General features: G+C 41.3%; 14 protein-coding genes. 5 read left to right on the top strand and 9 right to left on the bottom strand.

Annotated features, from left to right (window positions below; translation table 11 throughout):
- Positions 1-199 precede the first annotated feature (199 nt).
- On the bottom strand, positions 200-832 hold the full coding sequence (crp, locus tag JK188_RS11720; RefSeq protein ID WP_006813718.1) for a cAMP-activated global transcriptional regulator CRP: 633 nt from the start codon (positions 830-832) through the stop codon (positions 200-202).
- A 323-nt stretch (positions 833-1,155) separates the two neighbouring features.
- On the opposite strand from crp, the gene JK188_RS11715 reads away from it, so the two are divergent.
- Positions 1,156-1,560: an OsmC family protein gene (locus JK188_RS11715; protein WP_154626510.1), complete on the top strand. Its 405-nt coding sequence runs from the start codon at positions 1,156-1,158 to the stop codon at positions 1,558-1,560.
- Between the two features lie 79 nt (positions 1,561-1,639).
- Here JK188_RS11715 and JK188_RS11710 read toward each other — a convergent pair whose 3' ends face one another.
- From JK188_RS11710 to JK188_RS11700, 3 genes are read right to left on the bottom strand one after another with little or no spacing between them, the layout of a single operon-like run.
- Entirely contained in the window at positions 1,640-2,506 is an 867-nt protein-coding gene (locus JK188_RS11710; protein WP_211887238.1) for a phosphoribulokinase, read from the bottom strand.
- Between the two features lie 48 nt (positions 2,507-2,554).
- Positions 2,555-2,773 carry a YheU family protein gene (locus JK188_RS11705; RefSeq protein WP_108478754.1) on the bottom strand — a complete coding sequence of 73 codons (219 nt, stop codon included), beginning with the start codon at positions 2,771-2,773 and terminating at the stop codon, positions 2,555-2,557.
- Complete coding sequence (locus tag JK188_RS11700; protein ID WP_108478755.1) at positions 2,770-3,753, bottom strand: hydrolase; 984 nt, start codon at positions 3,751-3,753, stop codon at positions 2,770-2,772. Before JK188_RS11700 ends, JK188_RS11705 begins: the two co-directional genes overlap by 4 nt.
- A gap of 113 nt (positions 3,754-3,866) precedes the next feature.
- On the opposite strand from JK188_RS11700, the gene JK188_RS11695 reads away from it, so the two are divergent.
- Entirely contained in the window at positions 3,867-4,472 is a 606-nt protein-coding gene (locus JK188_RS11695; protein ID WP_211887240.1) for a LysE family translocator, read from the top strand.
- Between the two features lie 61 nt (positions 4,473-4,533).
- Here the strand turns inward: JK188_RS11695 and murP are convergent, their stop codons facing one another.
- Positions 4,534-6,003, bottom strand: a complete 1,470-nt coding sequence (murP, locus tag JK188_RS11690; protein ID WP_154609887.1) for a PTS N-acetylmuramic acid transporter subunit IIBC — start codon at positions 6,001-6,003, stop codon at positions 4,534-4,536.
- Between the two features lie 27 nt (positions 6,004-6,030).
- The gene (murQ, locus tag JK188_RS11685; protein ID WP_036948695.1) at positions 6,031-6,942 is read right to left on the bottom strand and encodes an N-acetylmuramic acid 6-phosphate etherase; all 912 of its coding nucleotides are present in this window, start codon (positions 6,940-6,942) and stop codon (positions 6,031-6,033) included.
- A 250-nt stretch (positions 6,943-7,192) separates the two neighbouring features.
- Here murQ and JK188_RS11680 point away from each other — a divergent pair, with 250 nt between their 5' ends.
- The 3 genes from JK188_RS11680 to adiA all read left to right on the top strand — a co-directional run bounded on the left by JK188_RS11680 (position 7,193) and on the right by adiA (position 11,532).
- On the top strand, positions 7,193-8,053 hold the full coding sequence (locus JK188_RS11680; RefSeq protein WP_211887241.1) for a MurR/RpiR family transcriptional regulator: 861 nt from the start codon (positions 7,193-7,195) through the stop codon (positions 8,051-8,053).
- Positions 8,054-8,308: 255 nt separating this feature from the next.
- Positions 8,309-9,154, top strand: a complete 846-nt coding sequence (locus tag JK188_RS11675; protein WP_211887242.1) for a TauD/TfdA family dioxygenase — start codon at positions 8,309-8,311, stop codon at positions 9,152-9,154.
- Between the two features lie 110 nt (positions 9,155-9,264).
- Positions 9,265-11,532, top strand: a complete 2,268-nt coding sequence (gene adiA / locus JK188_RS11670; RefSeq protein WP_211887243.1) for an arginine decarboxylase — start codon at positions 9,265-9,267, stop codon at positions 11,530-11,532.
- A 146-nt stretch (positions 11,533-11,678) separates the two neighbouring features.
- Here adiA and JK188_RS11665 read toward each other — a convergent pair whose 3' ends face one another.
- The 3 genes from JK188_RS11665 to JK188_RS11655 form a co-directional block, all read right to left on the bottom strand.
- Positions 11,679-12,398 carry an Lnb N-terminal periplasmic domain-containing protein gene (locus JK188_RS11665; RefSeq protein WP_249215486.1) on the bottom strand — a complete coding sequence of 240 codons (720 nt, stop codon included), beginning with the start codon at positions 12,396-12,398 and terminating at the stop codon, positions 11,679-11,681.
- 7 nt (positions 12,399-12,405) lie between these two features.
- Positions 12,406-13,608 carry a peptidase gene (locus tag JK188_RS11660; protein WP_211887244.1) on the bottom strand — a complete coding sequence of 401 codons (1,203 nt, stop codon included), beginning with the start codon at positions 13,606-13,608 and terminating at the stop codon, positions 12,406-12,408.
- A gap of 463 nt (positions 13,609-14,071) precedes the next feature.
- Positions 14,072-14,608 carry a hypothetical protein gene (locus JK188_RS11655; RefSeq protein WP_211887246.1) on the bottom strand — a complete coding sequence of 179 codons (537 nt, stop codon included), beginning with the start codon at positions 14,606-14,608 and terminating at the stop codon, positions 14,072-14,074.
- Positions 14,609-14,697 lie beyond the last annotated feature (89 nt).

Below are 14,697 nucleotides of genomic sequence, written 5' to 3'. Positions count from 1 at the left end.
CTCCTATTCATTATTTAATCACTATTAACTGTGTTAGTTATTATTTTATAGTGACAATAAATAGAAATAATATAAAGAAACGACACTCGTTACTGAGACGATATAAACTGAACTATAAGTAAAAAATAGCTTTGTACGTGAAGTATAAAGCTATTTCAATATCGAAGCCTCACCAAGAAAGGTGAGGCTGACAGGTAAATTAGCGAGTGCCGTAAACAACAATCGTTTTGCCGTGTGCGGAGATTAAGTTTTGATCTTCCAGCATCTTTAAAATACGACCGACAGTCTCGCGAGAACAACCTACGATTTGACCAATTTCCTGACGAGTGATTTTGATTTGCATACCGTCTGGGTGAGTCATCGCATCAGGCTGTTTAGCTAAATTCAACAATGTTTGAGCAATACGACCAGTAACATCTAAGAATGCAAGGTTACCCACTTTTTCGGATGTGGTTTGCAAACGACTTGCCATTTGCGCAGAAAGGCGCATCAGGATATCCGGATTGACTTGAATCAGCTGACGGAATTTCTTGTAAGAAATTTCCGCGACTTCGCAAGCAACTTTCGCGCGAACCCACGCAGTACGTTCTTGCCCTTCTTCAAATAACCCAAGTTCGCCAATGAAATCTCCCTGATTGAGGTAAGAGAGAATCATTTCCTTGCCTTCTTCATCTTTGATTAAAACAGCCACTGAACCTTTAACAATGTAGTAAAGGGTTTCTGCTTTTTCACCCTGATGGATCAGAGTGCTCTTGGATGGATACTTATGAATATGGCAGTGTGACAAAAACCATTCAAGAGTAGGGTCTGTTTGTGGCTTGCCGAGAACCATTAGCGTTATCCTCTGTATGTTATTGCAACCTTTCGAAAAGTAGGGAAAGGCTGACTTTAAAGTGTCTAGCTTAGCATATTAAGTCACATTGATGCCTATTATTAATGCTGCTCTAGGCTAACGTAAATTAATATCAATTGTATAATATAATCAATTAAATCGTTGAGTTTTGATCTTAATCCTATCAACTGACCATTGTTTGTATCATATCCAATGCCGAAAGTCTTCCCTGTATCGCTTCAGCCTAATAATGCTGATATAACATTGTCTAGATATATGGAACAATGTGGCGATAAATATCACTATTTTCGAGAGGAATAAAAATGGAAGCACGCGTAAAGTGGGTTGAAGGGCTCTCTTTTCTAGGTGAGTCGGCATCAGGTCATCAAATCATGATGGATGGCAATGCGGGCGACAAAGCACCGAGTCCGATGGAAATGGTTTTAATGGCGGCAGGCGGATGCAGCGCGATTGATGTGGTTTCTATTCTGCAAAAAGGTCGTCAGGATATTGTTGATTGTGAAGTGAAATTAACTTCACAGCGTCGTGAAGAAGCCCCGCGTTATTTTACGGATATCAACCTGCACTTCATTGTGACGGGACGTGAATTAACGGATAAAGTGGTAGAGCGTGCGGTTCAACTTTCTGCGGAAAAATATTGTTCTGTTGCTATCATGCTAGAAAAAACAGTCAATGTGACTCATAGTTTCGAAATTAAAACGCCATAATTATTTTCTTGATATTAAGATGCTTATCGATAATTAAGATAAGCATCTTGTTATTTATCTCTTTAATGAGAATCTTAAACTACCCATTTCGCTGTTTCATTAGCTTTTCCACTAATGGCATCATAATAAGCTCCATCGCGAGCCCTAATTTCCCTCCGGGTACTACAATGGTATTCATCGCTGAAATAAACGAGCCATTTAACATGGATAATAAATAAGGAAAATCGATCTGCTCTAATCCTCTAAAGCGAATAACGATAAAACTTTCGTCCTGTGAAGGTATTGCTTTAGCAGAAAAAGGGTTAGAGGTGTCAACGGTAGGAACTCGTTGGAAGTTAATATGAGTACGAGAAAACTGTGGCGTAATATAGTTAATATAATCCCCCATCGAACGGACAACTGAATCCATTACGGCTTCACGAGAATGCCCTCGCTCGGTGGTATCGCGGATAAGTTTTTGAATCCATTCAAGGTTAACAATCGGCACTACACCGACAAGTAAATCAACATGCTGAGCAACATCATGCTCTGGGGTGACCACGCCACCATGTAATCCTTCATAAAACAGCACATCGGTATTGGCTGGTAGCGATTCCCACGGGGTAAACGTGCCGGGTTGCAGGCCATAAGGCACCGCTTCATCGTAAGTATGTAAATATTTCCGAGACTGACCGCCACCCGTTTGGGCATAATCAATAAGGGTTTGTTCAAGTAGAGAAAAATCATTGGCTTCTGGACCGAAATAACTGATATGACGTCCTTGCTCGCGGGCTTTACGAATAGCCATATCCATTTCAGGGCGGGTATAACGATGAAAACTATCCCCCTCAAGGGTGGCAGGGCGGATATTTAATTGATGGAAAATTTTACGAAAAGCTTGGCTCGTTGAGGTCGTTCCTGCGCCACTCGAACCCGTTACTGCAATAATCGGATGCTTCTTCGACATAGTGGACTCCCTGTTTTACGCCATGACCACTATTTTTGAGAAACAGCGCTACGGGCGAAACTGGTTATTAGGCATGAAATTTACCGACTCATGTAACTCAGACCAGACTAGCACAATTTCGCCGGAAACTAACTGCCGTTTCACATCATTGACTTTGTCTTGCAAGCTTTTTTCGTGAACGCCATAATCGGTTCCTTCGCGCAAAACATAACTCTCGATAAGATTTTCGAGGGTTTCAGGTGCGAGATCTTTCCACGGAATAATCATGATTTTTGCTCATTCAAATACGCAGTTAGCCACAGAGGGATGCGAGTTTCTAACCACATTTGTGGTTTTCTAAAACTACCACCGACAAAGCCTACGTGTCCGCCATGCTCCGTCATTTGGTATTCAATATTTTCGGGTAAATGGCTTAAATCAGGCACGACTTCGGGCGCCATAAACGGGTCGTCTTTCGCGTGAATAATCAGGGTTGGCTTAGTAATTTGAGATAACTTAGGTAGCGCACTGCATTTTTGGTAATAATCAGCAGCGTCATCAAAACCATGAATACGCGCGGTGATCACATCATCGAATTCACGAATGCGTTTTAACTGTTTAAGCTGCAACAAATTAAGAGGAAGTGAACCGGGGTAGCGCACCAGTTTGCGGGTGGCGTTACGTTTCAATCCATTTAATAGGTAACGTTGATAGAGCTGAGAAATTCCTTTCTCCATTTTCATGGAGCAGGCTTCGAGCATTAATGGTGCCGAGACAACGACGCCGGCATCTAATTCAGCATTCTCACCGTTTTCAGCTAAATAACAGGCGAGCATATTACCGCCAAGGGAATAGCCTACCGCGGCGGTGGGGGCATCACCCCATGTCTGTTTTAGCCAATGTAAAAAATAGCGTGCATCACTGGTTTCACCGGAATGGTAAATACGTTTTTGGCGATTAGGTTCACCACTGCATCCTCTAAAATGCATGATCACGCCGAGCCAGCCTTGTTTTTGGGCGCTTTCTAACATCCCGTGGGCATAGGGGCTTTTAAAATTTCCTTCCAACCCATGAAAAATCACTAAACGAGGCTTTTCGCTCGCTTGTTCTGGGTTTTCACTCCAAGCAAGATCGATAAAATCACCGTCAGGCAATTCTAATCGCTGCCATGTTGGGATAATTTTCGGGGTACGGCGAAAGATCCTTGGCAATAAGGTTTGGAGGTGTGGGTTCTTTGCCCAACTCATAGGGCGGAAATTTTCTGACATGGCCTTATTTTTTATTTAGTGGAACGCTTGTGAGTGACATAACATACTGTTATTTTTCTGTGATGCAAGTAAACAAATCTAGAAACAAATTTAGGTTGAGGAACATAGTATAAATGACTCTGGGGCTAATTTTTTCGCTTTTTACGTTTTTATTCATTGCAGCAGTCACACCCGGCCCTAACAACATGTTGTTGACCTCTTGTGCAGCTAACTACGGTTTTCGTCGTAGTATCGGATTATTATTAGGAATAATGTTGGGCATGCAGTCAATTTTATATTTGTCTGCCTTCGGTGTTGCCGCGCTATTACTATTATATCCTGCAATTCATATTGTGCTGAAAATCATTGGTAGCGTTTATTTATTATGGCTAGCGTGGAAAACAGCCACTGCCAGTTACGAGCCACTCAAAACAGACAGTAAAGCCTCTAAAAGCGTTACTTGGTTTCAAGGCGGACTGTTGCAGTTCTTAAACCCGAAAGCATGGATGATGGGGCTAGGCGCAGTAGGGAGTTTTAGTCTTCCAGGCGAGTTATTTACTCAGTCCATCATTGTGATGAGCATCGCGTTTGTGATTGTGAATTTTATCGCGGGCTTGATTTGGATGGGCTTTGGTTCCTTGATCGGAGTTTTCTTACGTAGCCGCCGCGCATGGTTTATTTTTAACCTAGTGATGGGGATACTGACCGCCGCGTGTGTACCGTTAATTTGGTTGGAGTAAGTTTTTCTACGAGAAAAAAGGCACCTTAGGTGCCTTTTTGCTTTTCAATCCACACTATTTTCTAGTCCAAATCGACATTTTTACTACCAAATAGATAAGTGAAAATGAACCCGCATAGATAAGAGACTAAGACACCGCCAGCATACACTGCCATTGCAGGAAGCACGCCTTGATCTGACGTCATCAATGGAATAGCGATTAGCCCTGAAGGACCGAATACAGTATTTAACCCAACAGGTAAACCCATCCACGCGACCGCTCCGATAAAGAAACCACCAGCAGCGCCCCCTAAACAAGCGGTTACAAACGGTTTCACGCGCGGTAACGTCACCCCGTAAATTAATGGTTCACCAATGCCTAAGAAGCCGGGGAATAGGGCACCACCAATTTGACTACGGGTAACAGAGCCTTTTTTGGCTTTCACATACAGCGCTAATGCGGCGCCTACTTGACCCGCACCCGCCATCGCTAAGATTGGGAATAACGAGTTAAATCCTTGAGCTTCAACTAACGCGACATACACCGGAATAAAGCCTTGGTGGACACCGAACATTACCGCAATTAAGAACAGACCCGCTAAGACGGCTGTGCCGATAGGGTTTCCGTTTAAATGCATGAATAGCCAAGACATTCCTTCGAATAACCACACACCGATAGGCATAATGAAAACAAAGGTCGCAGCACCGACGATTAACAGCGTAATCGTTGAGGTTAGAATAATATCCAAGCTGGCTGGAATAATTTTGCGTACTTGTTTTTCAACCCAAGCACCAAAAATACAGGCAATTAGGATCCCGATAATGTTGCCTCTCGGGTCGATATACCAACCAAAGAAGTCTGTCATGCCGGAATAGAAGCCTTTAGTGGCCGCCGGGTCGTAACCTAAAATAAACAGCGCAGCGATAATGGCACCGTTAACACCGCTTCCCCCAAACGCTTTTTGGGCATTATAACCAATCAACAATCCCATAAAGGTGAATAACCCTTTACCGAATACACTCATATACGCAATTAAGCTTTTGAGATGGGCAAGTTGGGTTGAATCCGCAGGGAATAAGTTTTGGTTCGCTGATAATAATGTGAGCAATGACGCCAAGCCCATTAATAGACCTGCGCCAATAAAGCCCGGAATTAATGGCGTAAAAATAGTCGCAAATTTAGATAGAAAGCGGTGAACGGCGCTGGTTTGTTTCTTTTTCATCTGCTGTTTATTGGCAGAAGCAATCTCTTTCAGATCTTGGGTCGCGTTAGCGTCATGAGCTTCATCCGCTTCGCCATTTTCTAACATTTGCTTCATTAAATCCGCGGCTGTTTGGGCTTTTCCTGGACCCAAAACAATTTGCAGCTGGTCGTCACTTTCAATCACGCCCAGTACGCCGGGGATTTTTTTGATTTCGGTTTTATCGATAAACTGATCATCATGTAAGGTGAGCCGTAAACGCGTCATGCAGTTACCGCACTGCTTGATATTACGACCGCCCCCCACGTGTTGCAGGATCTGCTGTATCATTTCATTTGTTATTTTAGCCATACTGTTTCTCTCATAGAGATCCGCTGATTAGACGGATTTTGCAATGTTGAGGGCAGTGCGAATAAAGCCATGATTTTTAGCGAGTAATTGACGAGCTTCATCGGCATTTAAGCCAGATAAAATCATCAAAATCGCGGTCTTACAGTGTCTATCACATTGTTGTAATGCAGATTCTGCGCTTTGGCGGTCACATTCGGTTGCTTCCATCACAATTTTAGTCTGACGCTCAATGAGCTTGGCGTTAGTCGCCTCCACATCTACCATTAAATTGCCAAAGACTTTACCGATGCGGATCATCGCCCCTGTGGTGATCATATTTAAAATCAGTTTTTGTGCGGTTCCCGCTTTCATGCGCGAAGAGCCGGTGACAACTTCAGCACCCACAATCGGGGTGATGGCAATGTCAGCGGCTTGGGAGACAGGGCTATCAGGGTTACAGCTAATCGAGGCAACGGTTGCACCTAAGGAGCGTGCATATTTCATGGCACCCAGAACATAAGGCGTGCGACCACTAGCGGCGATGCCAACTAGAATATCTTTTTGATTAAAATCGATATTCTTTAAGTCTTGCTCTCCTAACTCGGGTTTATCTTCCGCATTTTCAACTGCACGGAAGATGGCTTGGTGACCACCAGCAATCAGCCCAATAACTTGTTCATGAGGGGTTCCATAGGTCGGTGGACACTCACTGGCATCGAGGATCCCTAAACGTCCCGAAGTACCTGCACCGGAATAAATCAGACGACCACCTTGCTGGAAAGCTGCCGCAACTTTATCGACCAATTCTGCAATTTGCGGTAAGGTTTTTTCGACAGCCAAAGGGACTTTTTTATCTTCATTGTTGATTACTTGAAGCATTTCAATGGTAGATAATTGGTCAATGTGGGTACTGGCTTCGTTACGGCTTTCCGTGACCATCTTGCTTAAATCAATCGACATAGTAATAACTCCTTAAACGTATCATGGGGGTATGCTATGGAATTATTTATTCCTTTGATGTGATGGTTATCACGGTGCTATCTATTCTCTCTTGCCAATATAAGCGAATAAATTTGGTCGCTTATTGCTCGATAAAATAATATTTATTTGAATTTAAATGATTAAATGACAAGCATTGAGTTTTTATTGAAGGAATAATTTATTTGTAAATTTATTCTGTTGATGAGGCTTTACCTTTTTGAGGGCTACTATGACACTACTCGATACCATCACGTACCTCTTGCCGCGATTAGCGGAAAATCAACGCAAAATTGCACAATTTATCTTAGAAAGTCCGGAAAATGTGCTGAAACTGTCGTCTTCGCAGTTAGCGGAGCAGTTGGGGATCAGTCAATCCGCTATTGTGAAGTTTAGTCAAAAATTAGGTGTAAAGGGGTATCCCGCGCTGAAATTGGCGTTGAGTGAAATCATTGGCCGCCAACAGCAAGAGTTGGGGGAGCCTCACAGTGCGTTGCATAACCGTATTACTCAAACGGATAGCTTGATGGTGGTCGCGCAGAAGCTGGCATTAGAGAAAAATTATTCCATCACAGAAACAACGAAACGCCTTGATTTTAAACAGTTTGAAAAAATTATTGAACGTATAGACAGTGCGCAACGTGTGCAGATTGTTGGGATTGGTGGCTCTGGGCTCACTGCGAAAGATTTAAGCTATAAACTTCAGAAAATCGGTATTACCACTCTCGTGGAGCCGGATCATCACGTTCAAATTGCTGCCGCCTTAACCTTGACGCCGAAAGATGTGCAAATTGTTATTTCCTTCTCTGGAAAGCGTAAAGATATGCTCACTGCCGCGAATATTGGGCATCAAAATGGTGCTTGTGTTATCGCTATCACGCGCTCCAAAGATTCACCCCTCGCTCAAATGTCAGACTATATGTTGGAAAGTGTGGCGGAAGAGAACGAATGGCGCAGCTCATCAATTTCGTCAAGAACGGCACAAAATACCCTGACCGATTTGCTGTTTATGGCGTTGTTACAAAAACGGGAAGATAAAGCGAAAGCATTGGTGATGAATGCCAAAGTGATGATTAATAAGTTGGACGACTAATACTGTTCACAAGTAATAGCTGGCATGAATGCTAATGTATTAATTAAAAAATAAGCGTAATAACAGAATAGCTCTATTAAATTCGTAAAATGGATATTTTGGTAAAATGATCAAAACTGAATAATGTGCAAATTAATAATTAAAATATACATTATTTGTTAATATTCAATTGAATATTATTATTGTCTTAACATGTGTGTTAGGTAAGGATATTCCTCTATTGAATTATTTTAATACCAACTGTGAGGAATCATCATGAACGTGACGAGTCAATGGCAGCCCTTAATGTCAACGGGGTTTGGCGCAAAAATGTTGGCCAATGATTTTATGCAATCAAACACCAATGACATTAAAAATCTTTTAATGCGACAAGGTTTTTTAGTGATTAAGCGGATGAGTTTTAACGCGCTTGCGTTTCGAGATATGTATACGAAATTCGGTACAGTCGTTGAGCGGGTGGAAAAACATACAGATACGGAACCTGAATGCCAAGATGTAATGCAGCTGGATGGTAAAAACGACCGGTTATTAACGGGTCGTACTCAGTTACCACTTCATGCAGATGGCGGGGTATTATTATCACCTGTTGACCAAATCTTTTTGTATGCGAACGAAATCGAAAATATGAAATTTAGCGGAGCAACACTCATTTGTGATCAAGTGTTGGCATTGAGAGAAGCTCCTGCCCATTTAGTCAAAGTACTTAAAAATGAGACTTTCCAAGTTAGAGCGTTGGATAGAGGCTGCAATATTGATATTTCAATTGATGGCTGGTTCGATGTCGAACAGGAAGGGTGGTGTAATTATCCTGTTTTCACGGACTTAGGTTGGGTTGAACAGATGTTGATCTACTTTCCTTTTGATGAGGATCAACAAGCCAACTGGGAATCTCGTATTGTGGGCTTTTCCAAGGCAGAAACGAAGAAATTCTTTAATGAGTTATCTGCGTTTATCAAGCAGCCTCGTTATGCTTATAAACATTACTGGGAAAAAGGGGATTTGTTGATCATCGATAACCGGCGAGTGCTTCATGAGCGAGAGGCATTTGAGGATGCTAAGATTATTCGCCATCTTTATCGTGGGCAAACCACGGACGCCTAATTATCTGAATAAATAATACATTTATTGGCTCTCAGTTTTGCAATAATACCTAATCTGAGTTAAGAATAGAGTAATGATTTAATTATTTGCTATTTGAAAGGGTATTATAAATGAGAGCTCTCATTGTTTATACTGAGTTAACTGATGAAGATTCAGTGATCAGCCACGCAGTTGCTCGACTTGCGAGTGAATTGAACGATGAACATGTGGAGACCGTGATTATTCGTGATTTTGAAGACGGTCTCGCTTATATTCGCTCCAATACCAGCATTGACTGCTTACTTTACGGTCGAGATATGTCCGATAAGGAAGAACAGGCTCAAGCCCACCGGCTGATCACCCAACTACATCGTCGCCAAGAAGATGTACCTGTCTTTCTATTAAGTGATCGTGAAGAAGCCTTAGTGGCATTTGATAGAAAAATGATGGAGCAAGTGGATGAGTTTGCGTGGATTTTAGAGGACTCCGCGGACTTTATTGCCGGACGTGTTCTTGCTGCTATTATCCGTTACCGTGCTCAATTGCTTCCACCATTAATGAAAAGTTTGATCAAATACAGTGATGTACACGAACACTCATGGGCAGCGCCAGGGCATCAAGGCGGAGTGGGTTTTACTAAAACGCCAGCGGGGCGTATTTATCACGATTTTTTTGGCGAAAATTTATTCCGTACAGATATCGGCATTGAGCGAGTTGCCGTTGGTTCGTTGCTCGACCACACTGGGGCATTTGGCGAGTGCGAGAAAAACGCAGCACGGATTTTTGGTGCTGATCAATCCTATTCCGTTGTAGTGGGGACTTCAGGCTCGAACCGCACCATTATGCAAGCTTGTATGACGGACGACGATGTGGTGGTCATTGACCGAAACTGCCATAAATCCATCGAACAAGGTTTAATTTTAACGGGTGCAAAACCCGTTTATATGGTCCCGAGTCGTAACCGTTATGGAATTATTGGGCCGATCTACCCCGCAGAAATGTCTCCTGAAGCTATTCAGAAAAAGATTGCTGATAATCCATTTACTGCCGATAAAATCGGTAAAAAGCCGGCGTATAGCGTGGTAACAAACTGCACTTATGACGGTGTTTGCTACAACGCGCGCAAAGTGCAAAATTTATTGGATAAATCTCTCGATAGAATTCATTTCGATGAGGCATGGTATGGCTACGCGCGATTCAATCCGATTTATCGTGACCATTTTGCTATGCGTGATGAAGAGCGTAAAGACGATGATCCTACTATTTTCGCTACTCACTCAACGCATAAATTATTGAATGCGCTGTCGCAAGCTTCGTTCATTCATGTTCGTAATGGACGTAATGCCATTGATTTTAATCGCTTTAATCAAGCCTATCACATGCATGCAACCACATCGCCGCTGTATGCCATTTGCGCATCGAACGATATTGCAGCAGATATGATGGATGGCAATAGTGGGCGCTCATTAACCGATGAAGTGATCCGCGAAGCCATCGACTTTCGTCAATCACTCGGCTATCTGTACAAAGAGTTCCAAAATGATGGCGAATGGTTTTTCAAACCGTGGAATCAGGAAACGGTGAAGGATCCTGCAACTGGCGAGCGCTACGATTTTGAGTTTGCTCCTGTTGAATTGCTGATGAAAGAGCAAAGCTGCTGGGTAATGAACCCTGAAGATACGTGGCATGGTTTCAAAAATATACCCGCAGATTGGGCGATGTTAGACCCTATCAAAGTGAGTATTTTGGCCCCAGGGATGGGGGACGATGGCAAGCTGCTTGATTCTGGAGTTCCTGCGGCGCTCGTGACCGCATGGCTAAATCATTATGGTATTGTGCCGACCCGTACTACCGATTTCCAAATTATGTTCCTGTTTTCTATGGGGATCACTAAAGGAAAATGGGGTACTTTGGTCAATGCATTGCTCTCCTTTAAACGCCACTATGATGCCAACACGCAACTGAAAAAAGTGTTACCTGAAGTGGTGGAGGTAGCACCTGAAATTTATGGTGAGATGGGGCTGCGGGACTTGGGGGATAAGATGTTTGCTTACTTGCAGCGTAATAATCCGGGAAGCCAGCTGAATCAAGCCTATTCAGAGTTACCCAATGTCATGATGAGCCCGCGTGATGCCTATCAACAGATTGTTGCGAATCGCGTTGAAGCTGTGCCGTTAGATAAGTTGGCTGGGCGTATTGCAGCGAACTCGATTATTCCTTACCCACCGGGGATCCCAATGTTGTTATCCGGCGAAAGCTTTGGAGAAACCAACAGCCCACATATTGGCTATTTGCGTAGTTTACAAGCGTGGGATAGTGAGTTCCCTGGTTTTGAACATGAAACGGAAGGTACTGAAAAAATTGATGGCGAATACCATGTGATGTGCGTGAAGGTGTGAAACGACACCCTATAACAATTGCATGAAATGCGTCTAATATTTTTTATTCTTGTACTGCCTAGCCAAATGGATTTAGCCTGTTTTTGCCATACATTTAAAAGCTGCCTTCGCTATTTTTTATAGCGTTTGGCAGGTTTTTTTCATTATTATCGGCGTATTATTTGAGAAAATTGGTTATCGACCAATTGGATTAATGGGATTTGTTGTTTGTTAAAATAATCTTTATCTTCAATAAAGCCTAATTGATGGCAATATTGTGAAGCGTAGCCACTGACTAACAGTTTCCAGTTAAATTTAAAATCAGGGTAGGTTTTTTTGGCGATTTTATAAATGCTGGTTGTGCAGTTATTCCACATGGAATGGTATTTTTCGTTGGTCTCTTTGAGCTGATTAAGTTTGCTCATATAATTGAGAAACAGTTCTGTAATAAGTGGCTTATCTAAATTTAAGGGATAAATATAGACTTGCTCATTGCGTAAATTAACGCGAGTACCAATTAAATCCTGCTCATCAGCAACTACATAGATAATATCGTAGTTATAGAAAAATCCCTTCCAAACTGAAAATTGTTGATGTGCTTTTCGCCTTGTCTCGATAGAAAAAGAGACATAATCCCCATTGGAAAAACCGAAGCTCAGAAAAACATGGGCGATCATTTTGCCAGACCAGTGGGATTGTACTAAATCTACACTTTGCAAGTTAGACAGATTGTAATGCTTAGTATCCCAAATGTATTCATTCTTGTCGGCAAATTGAAAAGAGCGGAAATTATGGATGGAGATGTCTGAAGTTTCGTCATTAAAATCCATATGGGATTTATAGCGATACTCCGTTCTCCACTCATTTTGAGGTAATAGATTGCTCATCTGCACGCTACATTTTTAATAAAACGGACATGGCGCGGGAATAATCTAAAACAATGCCCGGTGTCCACGTCATAATACTTGCATGTTTTCTGAGTTGGGACATAACCCAAAGCTCAGGGCTAAAGAGCAATTTAAGCAGTAGCATGAAACCGCCTTTTTTCTCAGTAAAATATCCCTCGGTACTTTTTATCAGCGCCAAAGAAACGACGGTTGAACAATTACGACTAGTTAAATTGTAGGTCGTGTCTTTACTGTATTCTTGCCAGAATGCGTCTAGCTTTTCTTTGCTGATCCCTTCAATGGTTAATTTGAAGTTTGATGGTGGCGCAATTTTCATTTCATCAAGATAACTGATTTGAAAAACGCCTGTGTCATTGTTTTCTTCGGTGGATTTTAATATCTGCAAGAATTGCGCGGTATCGCGGTCGATATCTTTTTCTGGATAGTGGCTGATATAAATTTCATCCAGTTCAAAAGCAACATGCCCTGTACTAATCACGCCCAATGAATTACGGGAAACAATATAGCGTTGGATAATTTTAAAAAATAGTGGCAGTTGCCCTGTCGTTGTCCATACATGTAATGTGCCGCGCTCTCTGTTTGAATCGTCATTATTGCGCGTAAATACCATCTGATTAGCATTGGAAATTTGGCTGCTCACAACAAAGTAGTAAACAAAGAATGAATCGAGGGAGAAGATCATAATCAGCGTGCCGACATCCCAATAAACTTGGCGAGAGGAATAGTCAAAAGACCAAGGAATGAAATTCCATAAACCTAATGAAAATTCAATAATGGAGACAGTGAACATCAACTTCCAGCGTTCAAATTTTAAAACCACGCTATTGGACATTTTCCAGATAGCACTGACCATGAGATATAAGCCAGTAATAAACCCAGAGAGAACGGTTTCCCACGCATGTATTTTAGAAAACAAGACAATGTAAACCATAAACAGTAGCACTAATCCGCGGCTGATCCGCAGTCCTCGGGTGGCACCTTGGCAATACATCGCGCAGACAAACGAGCGAATGGCTTCCAATAAAATTGGAATACAGAGGAAAATCATAAACTCATGGGGATCAGCAAAAAAAGGTAATAGAAAAAAGCAGGCGCCAATTAGCACACCAAATAATGTGAGTGCCAGAATAAACCAGAAATATTTTTTCGCTGTGTCTCTGCCATAGAGCATCGTAATGATATAAATCATGCTGCACCAACCATAGAATCTTGATAAGTGCTAATGCCTTATCTTTATAGGTTTTTATTTTTAATTTGTAGGATTGGCTTCATTATAATGGGGATATTTAAGCGACAAAATAGATGGCAATTCGTGCGTTTTGTGGTGATTTTAATCCATTGAAGAATAAGTATTATTTCTAGTGTTACACTTTGATTGTGTGGCTGTAACTGCTTCAGGTTAACGATATGTTAATATTTAATTCTATTAATAATACGCCAACGCTTCGGATTATGTTTTAAAGAAACCTTAAATAAGATTTTTATGTGTAATTTAAAGTTGAGTTAAATTAACTCATATAGGCAGTCTTAATTAGACTTGCGCGGGCTATTGGAAGGTAAATTATGAATAAAAAATAAAAATTTTGATGCAGTTCATGCTTAAAAAACTGTCAGCGCTTCTTTATCTGTTAAAATGAATCGAATTTATATATTTAGTTTGGCTCTTTATTTGTTAGATGCGCGGTTCCACTGGAATTTGCTGCAGTAGTGATAAAAGAACCATTAGTAATAATTTTTGCAGTGTTAAAAGTAGCAATGAGGGAAGAGGGTCGCTGTGCTCTTTCATGATCTCCATGAAGATTTATATGAATATTCAGCTTGTTGCGCCTTAAATAAAATCGCTCAATAGTTATCAATACGTCACCATAATTTCTATGTTTTCCTGTGTAATCTCTGCGATAACCATCACTTTCAATATCATAAATTTTTTCAGCTTTCCCTATAATTTTGGTGGGAGATTCATTAAGTAAAGTGAGCATAAAACAAGAAGATAGACCAATATAAGGATTATAGGAGGAGTTTAATGTAGTTGTTTTTAAATAAAATACACCAGTAAATGATGTCGGCTTTTTAAGTATATCTTTTATGAAAAATACTATTAAGCCACCAATAATGAATACAAGTAAGCCTGCGATGAAACTTCCTAGATTAGTTGATGTATTCAGAAAATTTTTTATTATTTCAGCCATTATTTTTCCATATTTTAAATATCCATCTATTAATGATATCTCGTATTGATTGTAGGAGCAATGGTAATATTTTATTTATATATCAGTAT

Origin of the sequence: Providencia sp. JGM181, assembly GCF_018257375.1 — a bacterium.
Taxonomy (GTDB): domain Bacteria; phylum Pseudomonadota; class Gammaproteobacteria; order Enterobacterales; family Enterobacteriaceae; genus Providencia; species Providencia lanzhouensis.
This window is presented reverse-complemented; position numbering and strand designations above follow the sequence as displayed.

Coding starts and splice junctions, on each gene's coding strand:
- crp (WP_006813718.1), bottom strand. CDS start 832: ATGGTTCTCGGCAAGCCACAAACAGACCCTACTCTTGAATGGTTTTTG.
- JK188_RS11715 (WP_154626510.1), top strand. CDS start 1,156: ATGGAAGCACGCGTAAAGTGGGTTGAAGGGCTCTCTTTTCTAGGTGAG.
- JK188_RS11710 (WP_211887238.1), bottom strand. CDS start 2,506: ATGTCGAAGAAGCATCCGATTATTGCAGTAACGGGTTCGAGTGGCGCA.
- JK188_RS11705 (WP_108478754.1), bottom strand. CDS start 2,773: ATGATTATTCCGTGGAAAGATCTCGCACCTGAAACCCTCGAAAATCTT.
- JK188_RS11700 (WP_108478755.1), bottom strand. CDS start 3,753: ATGTCAGAAAATTTCCGCCCTATGAGTTGGGCAAAGAACCCACACCTC.
- JK188_RS11695 (WP_211887240.1), top strand. CDS start 3,867: ATGACTCTGGGGCTAATTTTTTCGCTTTTTACGTTTTTATTCATTGCA.
- murP (WP_154609887.1), bottom strand. CDS start 6,003: ATGGCTAAAATAACAAATGAAATGATACAGCAGATCCTGCAACACGTG.
- murQ (WP_036948695.1), bottom strand. CDS start 6,942: ATGTCGATTGATTTAAGCAAGATGGTCACGGAAAGCCGTAACGAAGCC.
- JK188_RS11680 (WP_211887241.1), top strand. CDS start 7,193: ATGACACTACTCGATACCATCACGTACCTCTTGCCGCGATTAGCGGAA.
- JK188_RS11675 (WP_211887242.1), top strand. CDS start 8,309: ATGAACGTGACGAGTCAATGGCAGCCCTTAATGTCAACGGGGTTTGGC.
- adiA (WP_211887243.1), top strand. CDS start 9,265: ATGAGAGCTCTCATTGTTTATACTGAGTTAACTGATGAAGATTCAGTG.
- JK188_RS11665 (WP_249215486.1), bottom strand. CDS start 12,398: ATGAGCAATCTATTACCTCAAAATGAGTGGAGAACGGAGTATCGCTAT.
- JK188_RS11660 (WP_211887244.1), bottom strand. CDS start 13,608: ATGATTTATATCATTACGATGCTCTATGGCAGAGACACAGCGAAAAAA.
- JK188_RS11655 (WP_211887246.1), bottom strand. CDS start 14,608: ATGGCTGAAATAATAAAAAATTTTCTGAATACATCAACTAATCTAGGA.